This is a genomic window from Corallococcus sp. NCSPR001, from assembly GCF_017309135.1.
Classification (GTDB): domain Bacteria; phylum Myxococcota; class Myxococcia; order Myxococcales; family Myxococcaceae; genus Corallococcus.
In genome coordinates, this window is the sequence record NZ_JAFIMS010000002.1 from 1,744,381 (window position 1) to 1,755,861 (window position 11,481).

The 11,481-nt window shown below is 68.2% G+C and carries 10 protein-coding genes; 3 read left to right on the forward strand and 7 right to left on the reverse strand.

Annotated elements, in window-relative coordinates:
* Positions 1 to 16: 16 nt before the first annotated feature.
* Together JYJ93_RS09265 and JYJ93_RS09270 are read right to left on the reverse strand one after the other, a co-directional pair.
* Positions 17 to 628, reverse strand: coding sequence for a hypothetical protein (locus JYJ93_RS09265; protein WP_206788157.1), 612 nt, complete (start codon positions 626 to 628; stop codon positions 17 to 19).
* A complete protein-coding gene (locus JYJ93_RS09270) occupies positions 625 to 1,407 on the reverse strand; it encodes an ATP-binding cassette domain-containing protein (protein ID WP_347402712.1) in 783 nt (260 codons plus the stop codon). The genes JYJ93_RS09265 and JYJ93_RS09270 overlap by 4 nt, the downstream gene beginning before the upstream one ends.
* 1,194 nt (positions 1,408 to 2,601) lie before the next feature.
* Between JYJ93_RS09270 and JYJ93_RS09280 the strand changes: the two genes are divergently transcribed.
* Positions 2,602 to 3,543 carry a hypothetical protein gene (locus JYJ93_RS09280; RefSeq protein WP_206788168.1) on the forward strand — a complete coding sequence of 314 codons (942 nt, stop codon included), beginning with the start codon at positions 2,602 to 2,604 and terminating at the stop codon, positions 3,541 to 3,543.
* A 56-nt stretch (positions 3,544 to 3,599) separates the two neighbouring features.
* Here the strand turns inward: JYJ93_RS09280 and JYJ93_RS09285 are convergent, their stop codons facing one another.
* The 5 genes from JYJ93_RS09285 to JYJ93_RS09305 all read right to left on the reverse strand — a co-directional run bounded on the left by JYJ93_RS09285 (position 3,600) and on the right by JYJ93_RS09305 (position 6,694).
* Positions 3,600 to 4,106, reverse strand: a complete 507-nt coding sequence (locus JYJ93_RS09285) for an SgcJ/EcaC family oxidoreductase (RefSeq protein WP_206788176.1) — start codon at positions 4,104 to 4,106, stop codon at positions 3,600 to 3,602.
* Between the two features lie 28 nt (positions 4,107 to 4,134).
* A complete protein-coding gene (locus JYJ93_RS09290; RefSeq protein ID WP_206788178.1) occupies positions 4,135 to 4,692 on the reverse strand; it encodes a DUF2378 family protein in 558 nt (185 codons plus the stop codon).
* A gap of 156 nt (positions 4,693 to 4,848) precedes the next feature.
* Positions 4,849 to 5,796: a hypothetical protein gene (locus JYJ93_RS09295; RefSeq protein WP_206788180.1), complete on the reverse strand. Its 948-nt coding sequence runs from the start codon at positions 5,794 to 5,796 to the stop codon at positions 4,849 to 4,851.
* Positions 5,742 to 6,251: a phage holin family protein gene (locus JYJ93_RS09300; protein WP_206788182.1), complete on the reverse strand. Its 510-nt coding sequence runs from the start codon at positions 6,249 to 6,251 to the stop codon at positions 5,742 to 5,744. The genes JYJ93_RS09295 and JYJ93_RS09300 overlap by 55 nt, the downstream gene beginning before the upstream one ends.
* Before the next feature lie 11 nt (positions 6,252 to 6,262).
* Positions 6,263 to 6,694: a hypothetical protein gene (locus tag JYJ93_RS09305; RefSeq protein WP_206788184.1), complete on the reverse strand. Its 432-nt coding sequence runs from the start codon at positions 6,692 to 6,694 to the stop codon at positions 6,263 to 6,265.
* Positions 6,695 to 7,122: 428 nt separating this feature from the next.
* Between JYJ93_RS09305 and JYJ93_RS09310 the strand changes: the two genes are divergently transcribed.
* Both JYJ93_RS09310 and JYJ93_RS09315 read left to right on the forward strand, forming a co-directional pair.
* Positions 7,123 to 8,301 carry an efflux RND transporter periplasmic adaptor subunit gene (locus JYJ93_RS09310; RefSeq protein WP_206788185.1) on the forward strand — a complete coding sequence of 393 codons (1,179 nt, stop codon included), beginning with the start codon at positions 7,123 to 7,125 and terminating at the stop codon, positions 8,299 to 8,301.
* Between the two features lie 21 nt (positions 8,302 to 8,322).
* Positions 8,323 to 11,430, forward strand: a complete 3,108-nt coding sequence (locus JYJ93_RS09315; RefSeq protein ID WP_206788194.1) for an efflux RND transporter permease subunit — start codon at positions 8,323 to 8,325, stop codon at positions 11,428 to 11,430.
* Positions 11,431 to 11,481: the final 51 nt, after the last annotated feature.

Below are 11,481 nucleotides of genomic sequence, written 5' to 3' on the forward strand. Positions count from 1 at the left end.
CCGCCGCGGCGCGTTGTCAGACCGCGAGGGCATGCTTGCTTCGACGGACACCCGAGCGAAGGACGTCATGGCAGCCCTGAAACAGCTGGCGTTCCGGATGGCGCGGACCCCTGCCTCTGGCTCCCTGGTGCGCTGCGGAGCCGCTCGTCACCAGCGCCGCGCCGGTGAGGGCCACCTGGAGGACGTCACCGTTCAGCGGCAGGCCGAGGAACACCGCCGCGAAGCCCGTGAAGAGCAGCAGTTGCACGAACGACATCGCGCACGCGGGCAGCACCTTGCCCATGGCGAACGCGAGCCGGGAGGGGCGGATCAGCGCCTGCCTGCCGTGGGTGTGGTACCAGAAGTCCCGGTAGAACGCGTGACCGGAGTAGGTCACCACTATGTAGCTGAACATCACCGCGAAGCCGATGGTGGCCCGGCCCATGGCGCCCGGAGCCGAGTCGAGCCCCGACACACCGGGGCCCAGGATGGCGGAGAGCACCGCGGGCAGGATGAAGATGAACACCATGGCCGTGCGCTCGCGAGCGAGCACCCGCCACTCCGTCAGCGCGTAGCAGCGCACCACGTTGACAAAACCCGACACGCCGCTGGGAGCGGAGGGGGCACTCGAAACGATGTCTTGATTCATGGCGCCTCGGACTCCCGGGCGAAGGCGCTCAGGGACGGGTCCCTCTGCAGGATGTCGCGGAGCCGGTTGCCGGACAGGCGCAGCTCGGACAGGTGGACATCGGAGGGGACCTCGCCCAGCTTCGAGCGGACCTCCTCCAGGCTGCTGGTGGCGAGCGTGAGCTCCCACGAAGCGTCGGGACGCGCGCCACGCAGCGACAGCGTGCGAGTCTGGTTCGACAGCACGGTGCCCAGCTCTCCCAGGTCGCGGGTCTTCCCGTCCCGCAGCAGCACCAACTCCGTGGAGAGTTCCTCGATGTCCTCCGGGTAGTGCGCGGTGACGAGCACCGCTGCGGCTTCCTCGCGCCACGCGCGCACCCGGCGCACGACCAACTGGCGCGCCTCGAAGTCGAGCGCGACGGTGGGCTCATCCAGCAACCGGATGGGAGGCGCATGGACGAAGCTGGCCGCCAGGTGCACGAGCCGCCGCTGCCCACCCGACAGGTGATGCACGCGCATGCGCGCAATGGAACCCAGCGCGAACTCCTCCAGGGTCCGCTCGATGGCGGCCTTCGCTTCACCGCGTCCCAACAACAGCCGGGTCAGGTGCCCGACGTTCTCCTCCACCGTGAGCACGGGATAGAGCGCGATGGCTTGCGTCGCGAACCCGATGGCGCGGCGGGCGTGCAGCCCCCCACGTCGAGCCGCACCGAGCCGCCCGTCGTTCCCCGCACGGTGCCGGTGAGCGCGCCGAGCAGCGTCGTCTTGCCCGCGCCGTTGGCGCCGAGCAGCCCCACGGATGTTCCCCCTTCAAGCGGAGGGAGACATCGCGGAGCACGGGCGTCCCCTGGGGAAAGGCGAAGGAGAGCCGCTCCGCGGAGAGCAGGGCGGTTCCTTGCGCGGGCCCCATGGACTGACGAAGACGCCCAGGTGTTCTGATCTGATCCTGAAATGCTGGTTCTTCAGGAAAGATGATTTTCTCGGTCATCGTCGGGATGACCTTCTGCAGATGCGGTCTGACATCCAGCGTCAGCGGTCCGCGTCGAAGATGAGGCGGCCATACTCAGCACGGAGTCTTCCGTGAAAGTCTTTCCAATCCCATACGTCGTGCTCACCTCCTTCCGTGCCGGAAGCGAAGGTGACACCGCCGGTTGAGGGCGGTACCGCGACCCAGGCGGTCGCGGTCCCCGTGAAACGTTGGCCGAGCAAGGAAGTCGAAGGCTTCCTCGCCCGGGGCGACAGCATGCCGTTCTACTGCCAGGCTACAGCCCTGCGTCTGCTCCATCCTGGAAGCCAGGCTCCTGCTGGAACCATCCCGCGTCTGGAAGCACCCTGAATGAACGCCCTCCATTCACCACTTCCATGCCCCTGGGCAGGCCAATGCAGTGGGGAATCTGAGGTCCGTGCGCATCGTACAGCACGCAGAGCAATCCTCCGGGGCACAGCTCGGGTACACCTGCGTCCGGGAAGCAAGGGATGACACAAGTGGCAGTCAGTTCACTGCCCTCCGCGGACCGTGCGGGGGCGCATACCTGGCCCTGCTCGCAGGCAGGGGCATTCCGGCACGGGTCCGTTGCTGTTACCTCCAGCGGCGCGCTGGCTCGTATGCAGGCCATGAAGGTCAGCAGCAAGCAAGAGGCGGTCGATGTGAGCACTCTGCGATGCGCGTGTGTCATTCGGCGTGTTTTCCTTGTCCCGATGCCCGCCTGAATCCCGTTGGGAAGGGTGATGCTCTTCGCGGTTCCTGTGTTGATTGATGCGTATTTGAAGGCCGCATCCGTCGTCCCTTGTTTGGCTGGGAATCGGCGACCTTCCAGCCGCCCGTTCGTGCCAGCTTCTTCAGGATGGCCTGCGGCATCTCTATCCGCGTCCCGGGGGAGGGCGTACCGCGGCCGAAGGGATGGCGCGCTGACGCGAGGACTCTATCTGTACACGGGTCGCCATGGGAGGCCGTCGTTCCACCCTTCCGGCCCCGGCCGTAGTAGGACCGTCCCGATGTCCGAACTCGACGACGCCTCGCTCCTGGAACTGTTGGACCTGACCTTCGACGCGCTCTGTGCGTCCCGCGTCTCGGATTGGGTGGACCCCGACCGGGTTCTCGCCGCGGTCGACCTCGCCCTGACGCCCGAGCGGGTGACGGGCTGGCACACCCGGCTGGTGGCGCCCTTGCGCACGCGCCTGCTCGCGCGCGCGGCGAAGAGCCCCATCAAGCTGGGGGCGTGGTTGCCCGACGAGGCCACCGCGTCCCTGACGACGCTCCTGGGAAAGCCGGTGCACCTGCCGCGCAAGGCCATCGACGAGCTGGTGGCGTCCGAGCAGGTGCGGGAGACCGTGCGCACCACGCTCCAGGAGACCCTGTCGTCCCTGGTGAGCAAGGTCATCGCGGGGGCTCCCGGGGCAGGTGTCGCCGGGGGCCTGAGGGATGCGCTGAGCTGGGGCGCGCGCGCGGCGGCCTCGGCGGGCAAGGGAATCCTGGGAGGCCTGGGGGGCAGCTTGCAGGACCGCGTGCGCGAGGTCATCGATGGCTCCATGGCCATGGTGCAGCGGCGCATCGCGGAGCGGCTCGCGAGCGAGGAGACCGCCCGCGCCCTGGGCGCACGGCGCCTGCAGGTCTTCCTGGCCACCCTGGAGAAGACAGAGGCTGAAGCAGCGGAGGCACTGGGCCGGGTGCCCCATGAGCACCTCGACCCCCTGGCGCCCCAGGTGATCGCGCACAACCTCGCGCGTCCCGAGGTGCGTGAGGGATTGAAGGCCGAACTCCACACCGTCCTGGAGGACCTGTCGCGGCACACCGTGGGGGAGCTGCTCGACCAGGCCGGGCTGCGTGATGCGACACGCCAGTGGCTGCATGCGCACGGCCTGCCCTTCGCGCGCACGCTGGCTCACTCCGCGCCCTTCATCGCCTGGCGGACCCGCATGGGGCGCTCCGGGACCTAAGCCACGCTGACACCGCGAGCTCGCAAACCCATGTGAGCGGTGGACGGCGGGGAGGTCTACGGCACGGGCTTGGGAACCGGCTTCACGTCGGTGTTCTGACCGGAGACGATGCGCCACTGCTTCTGGGTGCGCTTGAGCACATACCGCATCTGCGTGCGCAGCAGTCCGTCCTCGGTGTTCTGCACGCCGGGAGGAAGCCCCGTGTGGCCGGTGACCTCATGCGTCGTGTCCACGACGGCGATGTCCGCGCTGGGGAAGCGGATCTTGCGCACGGTGACCTCGGCGTGGCTGGTCTTGAAGATGCTCGCGAAGATGGCGGCGTGGCGCGTCTCGATTTCCGCGCGGCCCTGGAACACCGTGCCGACGATGTTGATGAAGTCCGCGTCGTCCGCGAAGTCCCGCGACCATGCCGTCGCGTCGTGGGCGTTCCAGGCTTCGGTCTGTGCCTTCACCAACTGACGGAGGTCCTGCTCGTCCTGAGTGTGGTCAGGGGCCGTGCACGCCGTGGACACCAGCACCAGACTCAGCGCCGCGACGACTGCGAAAGAAAAAGAGCGGGTCATGGCCTCAGTCTGCCATGGGGGCCGGTGCTCACGAATCCCAGCGCACGCGGTATGAACAGGCGTGGCCGTTGTAGTCGAATGGCTCCACGCGGATGTTCTTCGCGCCGGCACGGGTCAGCCCGGCTTCGATGATGCCCATGTGGTAGCCCGGGTTGCCGTTGCACTCGCTCACCTTGATGGTGTGGTTCGCGCGGCCGTGGGTGATGAGCTCGGTCTTCAGGTAGTTGTTCACCGTGGCGAAGCTCTCCTGCATGCGGGAGAGCACCCGGTCGGGCCCGAAGATGGGCCACAGAGACACGAGCGCCTTGCCCAGCAGCGTGTGCTCCAGGCCCTTGATGACGCCCATGCCGAGCCGCCGGTAGCCTTCATTCGCGTCCACGTCCGGGTACAGGTGGCGCGCGGTGATGCCCAGGGCCTCCGCGAAGACGTGGCGGGGCGTGTGGTGCGGGATCTTCTCGTCCAGGTCCAGCCCGATGGCCCTCAGCCGGGCCTTGAGCTCCGGCGTGAGGCGCGTGCCCAGGGAGCGCAGGAAGAGCCCCTCGATGGCATGGCGGTAGACGATCTCTTCACTCAACGCGGCACCCATCCCAGACGTCCGCCCCAGGGCGGGGCGGACGCGCGGAAGCATCCCTGGATTGGGGCTGCAATGCACTCGCGCGCGGGGTGAAGTCAGGGACAGCGAGGCTCCCGGGGCAGAGCGCCCAGACCCGGCGAGCCTCCGTGTATCAAGGGCTTCCCGTGCTCAGTGCATCTTCGGGGCAATCTGCTCCAGCGGCGGCAGTGGCGGGATTCCGCCGCTCGCGCCCATGGAGACGGTTCCAGCGCGGGACGTGTCCTCTTCTTCGCTGCCCTCCAGCTTCTGGCTCACCTGGTCTCCCAACTGGGCCAGTCCTTCCTGTGCGCGGCGCTTCGCGGGCTCCAGGAGCTGACGCTCCTTGTCCGTCACCGGCAGCAGGCTCGCGGTCAGCATGCCCAGGGCCACCGCGCCGAGCGCGAGCGCCAGGGGCTGCTCCTCGAGGGCCCGGTCGTACCACTGCGAGGTTCTTCCCCGGATGGCCTGGGGCGACGGCACGCGCTCGCGCAGGTGCGAGGCCTGGCTTCGCACGGTGTCAGCCGCGTCATGGACCCGGCCGCGCACGCTGTCCGCGGCGCTGCTCACCCGGTCCTTGAGGTGCGTGCCCTCATCCCCGGTGGACTCGTCGCGTGTGTTGTAGCCAGCGACCGGGATGACCCTGCCTGAATCCGGGGCGCCGTAGTACTCGCGCTCGGCCTCGTACAGGGGGATGCGCTCGCGGACGCGGTACTCGCGCTCCTCGATGCGCGAGCGGAAGGCCCGCTTCATCAACATGGAGCCGACCCCGGCCCCCAGCAGCGCGCCCAAGAGCCCCAGTCCTCGTGGCGTGTGGGTGGCCTCATCCGTCCATTCATACGTCTTGCGCATCGCCTTCTCCTTGGCGTGTGATTTCCAGTCGAGCACCTTCTCGCGGGCCTGCTGTTTCAGCTCCTCGCGCTTCTCCGCGGCGAGCTGCTTCGCGTGCTCCGTCACCTCTTCCTTCTTCTCGAGCGCGAAGTCCTTCGCGCGGGCCTTCAAGAGCTCGGGGTTCGCGCGGCGGCCGAGCTCATCCGCCAGCACGCTCATGCGTGCCCGTGCATCCGCGATTTCGCGGAGCGCATCGTCGTGCTCGCCCATTGGCTGTCCTCCTTGAGGGTCTGGATGGTCTTGCGCGGTGCGTGGACCGCCTTGAGTCGTTTCGCTCCCACGGCGGCGATGCCCGCCCCCGCGGCGATGAGCAGCACGGTCACCAGCAGCGCGCTGGCCCACAGCGGCATCACCTGCGCGAGCGCGATGACCAGGAAGGCCACCAGCGCCATGGCGCCCAGGAGAAGCACCCCGCCTCCCGCCGCGAGCATTCCGCCGCCCGCCGTGGCCTTCTTCGCCTCGGAGCGCATCTCCGTGCGCGCGAGGCTGAACTCCGCCCGCAGCAGGTGCCGGCCCTGCTCGAGGAACTCGGACACGATCGTCCCGAGCGACTGCTCGCCCAGCGAGTCCGTGTCACGGAAGCCTTCCGACTGGGGGCGGGACCGGACGTCGTCCGCGTCCAGCCCCATGTATTGACCGCGAGCGCGTGAGGATGAGGGATCCATGTCCGTCCCCCTCACGCCTTGAGGAATCGCGCGGCGACGAAGCCGAGCAGCGCGCACCCCGCCAGCGCCACGCCCGGGCGCTCACGCATCCGCGTCTGCGCCTGGCGCAGCAGCTCCTCCGTGGAGTTCTGTTCCAGGGTGTCGGACGCCTTGCGCACGAAGCCCACGGCGCTGCCAATGAGCTGCTGGGGCAGCTGTGTGTCCCCCTGACCGGAGATGGACTCGAGCTGCTTCGCGAAGCCGTTGAGGCTCTCCACCAGGACGCCCTTGCGGGAGTCCACCTGGGAGAAGGCGCGCTGGCGGGTGATGCCGCCGATGCGCTTTACCTGCTCCGTGCCCTCCTGCTTCAGGCCCACCCGCTCACCGCCGCCCGCTGATGCGGACTGGCTGTCACTGTAGAAGCTGGGATTCCTCAGGCCCTCTTCCTCGATGATGCTGCCCATGTCGCGACCTCCCCCGGTGTGATGGGTTCATGTGTGTCGTTGAACGACTGCACATGAAGCTATGCAATCAGCCGGGGACTGCTTCGAGGACGGCGTGCGCTGGCCGTGGAGCAGGCGGAGTGGCGAACCTGTTTCACGGTGACGACAAGGGAATGACGCGCTCGGTGAGACGGGCTGTGTCTCTTTGCTGTCCCTCTGCGTGGTCATCAGGCGCGGCACCTGGACCCACGTACGATGCTGTGCGTCTCGGCGGCCCGCGCGCCCGTAACAGGCTCGTTACGTGGCCGCTCGAAAAAACGCGCTTCAAACCAACCCAGGGAGTGGTCACAACCTGAACAGATTTTCAAGGGCGCAAACGCACTTCGGTTCAGCTAGAGGGCGGCGCATTCCCTGAATCGGCTGCTCCCGTCAGCCCGTGGGTGCCCACGATGCATGCCTCCGCTCCTGAAGTGCCTCTCGCCTCACCGCCGCGCGCCAGCCGCCTCAAGCGGTGGATCATCGGCGTGCTGCTCCTGCTCGCCATCTTCGCGGGGCTCGCCGCCGTCAAGGCGGGCCAGATCGTCTCGATGATCAACGCCGGTGAGACCTTCGTGCAGCCCCCTGAGTCCGTCACCTCCACCCAGGCGGAGTCCTTCGGCTGGCAGGGCACCCGGAGCGCTGTCGGCACCGTGCTGGCGCTCCGGGGTGTGACCCTGAGCGCGGAGCTACCGGGCGTCGTCACCGACATCCGCTTCGAGAACGGCGCTTCGGTGAAGAAGGGCCAGGTGCTCGTGCAACTGGACACCTCCAGCGAGCAGGCCCAACTGGCCGGCGCCGAGGCGGACGCGGAGTTCGCGCGACTGACCCGCGAGCGCGCCGAGAAGCTCAACGCCCAGGGCGCCAACACCCAGTCGGACCTGGACGCCGTCCGCGCGCGGGCGCTCCAGTCCTCCGCCACGGTGGCCCACCTGAAGTCCCTCATCGCCAAGAAGACCCTCCGCGCGCCCTTCGATGGCCGCATCGGTATCCGCCAGGTGGAACTGGGACAGCTCGTCTCCCCGGGCAACCCCATCGCGTCCCTCCAGTCCTCCACCCCCGCGCTGGTGGAGTTCCAGCTGCCCCAGCAGGCGCTGGCCCAGGTGAAGCAGGGTCAGAAGGTGCGCCTGCGCGTGGACGTCTTCCCGGGCGAGTCGTTCGAGGGGGAGCTCACCACCATCAACCCGGAGGTGGAGCTGTCCTCCCGCAACGTGCGCATGCGCGCCACCGTGCCCAACGCGGATGGCCGGCTCCTTCCGGGCATGTTCGCCAGCGTGGAGGTGCTCTCCGACGCCAGCGAGCAGGTGGTGGCCATCCCCGCCACCGCCGTGCTCTTCGCCCCCTACGGCGACTCGGTGTTCACCCTGTCCGAAGGCAAGGACGCAGCGGGCAAGACGGCCCTGCTGGCGCGGCAGCAGTTCGTGCGGCTGGGGGAGCGCCGGGGGGACTACGTCGCGGTGACGGCCGGCCTGAAGCCCGGGCAGACCGTGGTCAGCAGCGGCGTCTTCAAGCTGAAGAACGGCGCGGCCGTCGTCGTGAACAACGCGCTGGCGCCGCCCATTGAAGTCGCGCCCCAGCCCGTGAACCCCTAAGGGACGCAAGAGGGCGAACCCATGAAATTCACCGACCTCTTCATCCGGCGTCCGGTCGTGGCGCTGGTCGTCAACCTCATCATCATCATCGCGGGCCTGCAGGCCCTGCGCTCGCTCAACGTGCGGCAGTACCCGCGCAGCGAGAACGCCGACATCACCGTCACGACGGTCTACGTCGGCGCCAACGCGGAGCTCGTCCGTGGCTTCATCACCACGCCGCTGGAGCGCGTCATCTCCGCGGCGGACGGCATCGACTACGTCGAGTCCACGAGCTCGCAGAACGTCTCCCTCATCCGCGCCCGGCTCAAGCTCAACTACGACGCCAACCGTGCCCTGAGCGAAATCAGCGCCAAGGTCGACCAGGTGCGCGGCGACCTTCCGCCCGAATCCCAGGTGCCCGTGATGGGCATCGAGTCCGCGGACAGCCAGTTCGCCGTCGCGTACCTCAACTTCACCTCCGACTTCCTCGAGCAGAACGAGCTGTCCGACTACCTGGTGCGCGTGGTGCAGCCCCGGCTGTCCTCGGTGGAAGGCGTGCAGCGCGCGGACATCCTTGGGGCGCGCACGTTCGCCATGCGGGTGTGGATGAAGCCGGACCGGATGGCCGCGCTCAACGTCAGCCCCATCCAGGTCCGTCAGGCGCTCGCCGCCAACAACGCGCTCGCCGCCGTGGGCCAGACGAAGGGCTCGCTCGTGCAGGTGAACCTCACCGCGAACACGGGCCTGCGTTCCGTGGAGGAGTTCAAGCAGCTCATCGTCCGCAAGGATGGCGGCGCGGTGGTGCGGCTGTCGGACGTCGCGGACGTGGTGCTTGGCGCCGAGGACTACGACACCGACGTGACGCTCAACGGGAAGACGGCCGTGTTCGTCGGCATCTGGGCGCTGCCCAACGCCAACTCGTTGGACGTCATGCAGCGCATCCGCACGGAGATGGACTCGCTCAAGAAGGACCTGCCCGAGCAGATCCACGGCGGCGTCGCCTTCGACGGTACGGACTACATCCAGAACGCCATCGACGAGGTGGTGAGCACGCTCATCGAGACGCTCATCATCGTCGTCATCGTCATCTTCCTGTTCCTGGGCTCCGTGCGCTCCATCCTGGTGCCGGTGGTGGCCATCCCGGTGTCGCTCATTGGCACGGTGTTCCTGATGCAGGTGTTCGGCTTCACGGTGAACCTGCTCACCCTGCTCGCGGTGGTGTTGTCAGTCGGCCTGGTCGTGGACGACGCCATCGTCGTGGTGGAGAACGTGGAGCGCCACCTGCGTGACGGACTGCGCCCGGTGGACGCCGCCATCAAGAGCGCGCGCGAACTGGTGGGTCCCATCATCGCCATGACCCTCACGCTCGCGGCGGTGTACGCGCCCATCGCGTTCCAGGGCGGGCTCACGGGCTCGCTCTTCCGCGAGTTCGCGCTCACGCTGGCCGGAGCGGTGACCCTGTCGGGCGTGGTGGCGCTGACGCTCTCCCCGATGATGTCCTCCGTGCTCCTGAAGGCGGGCCACGAGGACAAGGGGCTCGCGGGCGTCATCAACCGCGGCTTCGAGCGCCTGCGGGCCGCGTACGCCCGCACCCTGGACAGCTCGCTGCTCGTCCGCGGGCCCATCTACGCGGCGTGGATCTTCCTGAGCCTGCTCGCGTTCTTGATGTTCAACCAGTCGGCGCGGGAGCTGGCGCCCGTGGAGGACCAGGACTTCGTCATCGGCATCATGAGCACGCCGTCCAACTCCACCCTGGATCAGCTCAAGCCGTCGGTGACCAAGACGAGCGAGCTGCTGATGGAGATGCCGGAGTCCAGCTTCAACTTCCAGATCGTCCAGCCGAGCAACGGCTTCTGGGGCCTGGTGCTGAAGCCATTCAAGGAGCGCAAGCGGACCACGGCGCAGGTGCTGGCGGAGGCGCAGGAGCGGGTGAACACCATTCCGGCGGTCCAGACCTTCGCCCTCCAGCCCCCCGCGCTGCCGGGTGGCGGCAACTTCCCGGTGGAGTTCGTCATCGCCTCCACGGCGGAGGCGGACGAGCTGCTGGGCTTCGCGCAGCAGCTCCAGGAGAAGGCGACGCAGAGCGGGCTGTTCGCCTTCCCGCCCATCATCGACGTGAAGCTGGACCAGCCCCAGTCGGAGCTCGAGGTGGACCGCGAGAAGGTCGCGCAGCTGGGGTTGAACCTGGGCACCGTGGGCCAGGACCTGGGGTCCGCCGTGGGCGGCAACTTCGTCAACCGGTTCAACATCGCCGGCCGCAGCTACAAGGTCATCCCGCAGATCCTGCGCTCCTCCCGCCTCACGCCGGAGCAGCTCAAGGACATCCACGTCACCGGCCCGGACGGCAAGCTCGTGGCCTTGTCGTCCATCGCGTCCCTCAAGGACAAGGTGGCGCCCCGGTCGCTCAACCGCTTCCAGCAGCTCAACGCCGTGAAGCTCAGCGGCGTGGCCATCCGTCCGCTGGACGAGGCGCTCACCTACCTGGAGACGGAGGCCGCGCGCATCCTGCCCGCGGGCTACCGCATCGATTACACGGGCGAGTCCCGGCAGCTGCGCACGGAAGGGGACTCGTTCGCCCCGGCGTTCGGGCTGGCGGTGGTGTTGATCTTCCTGGTGCTCGCGGCCCAGTTCAACAGCTTCCGGGATCCGCTCATCATCCTCGCAGGGTCGGTGCCGCTGGCGCTCTTCGGCGCGCTGGTGACCACGTTCCTGCGGATGCCGAACCCGATGATGCCGTACTTCACGGACAGCTTCACCACCACGCTCAACATCTACTCACAGGTGGGGCTGGTGACGCTGGTGGGCCTCATCGCGAAGAACGGCATCCTCATCGTGGACTTCGCCAACCGCCTCCAGGAGGAGGGCAGGTCGAAGCTCGAAGCGGTGAAGGAAGCGGCCTCCGAGCGACTCCGTCCCATCCTGATGACGACGGTGGCCACGGTCGCGGGCCACTTCCCGCTTGTCTTGGTGTCGGGCCCGGGCGCGGCGGCGCGCAACAGCATCGGGCTCGTGCTGGTGACGGGCATGGCGCTGGGCACGCTCTTCACCCTCTACTTCGTGCCGGCCATCTACCTGCTCATCGCCAAGACGCGCACCGCGGCCGTCAGCGAAGCCCCGGAGCTCCAGCCGGCGCCTGACGCCGCGACGTAGGCGGCGGTTGGAGCAGCGCGGTTGAATGAGCCGCCTGGAGGCACCTGCCCC

Excerpts from the sequence above, each read along its gene's own strand:
- JYJ93_RS09305 (WP_206788184.1), bottom strand. The coding sequence starts at position 6,694 with ATGGGCAGCATCATCGAGGAAGAGGGCCTGAGGAATCCCAGCTTCTAC.
- JYJ93_RS09280 (WP_206788168.1), top strand. The coding sequence starts at position 2,602 with ATGTCCGAACTCGACGACGCCTCGCTCCTGGAACTGTTGGACCTGACC.
- JYJ93_RS09315 (WP_206788194.1), top strand. The coding sequence starts at position 8,323 with ATGAAATTCACCGACCTCTTCATCCGGCGTCCGGTCGTGGCGCTGGTC.
- JYJ93_RS09290 (WP_206788178.1), bottom strand. The coding sequence starts at position 4,692 with ATGGGTGCCGCGTTGAGTGAAGAGATCGTCTACCGCCATGCCATCGAG.
- JYJ93_RS09265 (WP_206788157.1), bottom strand. The coding sequence starts at position 628 with ATGAATCAAGACATCGTTTCGAGTGCCCCCTCCGCTCCCAGCGGCGTG.
- JYJ93_RS09300 (WP_206788182.1), bottom strand. The coding sequence starts at position 6,251 with ATGGATCCCTCATCCTCACGCGCTCGCGGTCAATACATGGGGCTGGAC.
- JYJ93_RS09285 (WP_206788176.1), bottom strand. The coding sequence starts at position 4,106 with ATGACCCGCTCTTTTTCTTTCGCAGTCGTCGCGGCGCTGAGTCTGGTG.
- JYJ93_RS09295 (WP_206788180.1), bottom strand. The coding sequence starts at position 5,796 with ATGGGCGAGCACGACGATGCGCTCCGCGAAATCGCGGATGCACGGGCA.
- JYJ93_RS09310 (WP_206788185.1), top strand. The coding sequence starts at position 7,123 with ATGCATGCCTCCGCTCCTGAAGTGCCTCTCGCCTCACCGCCGCGCGCC.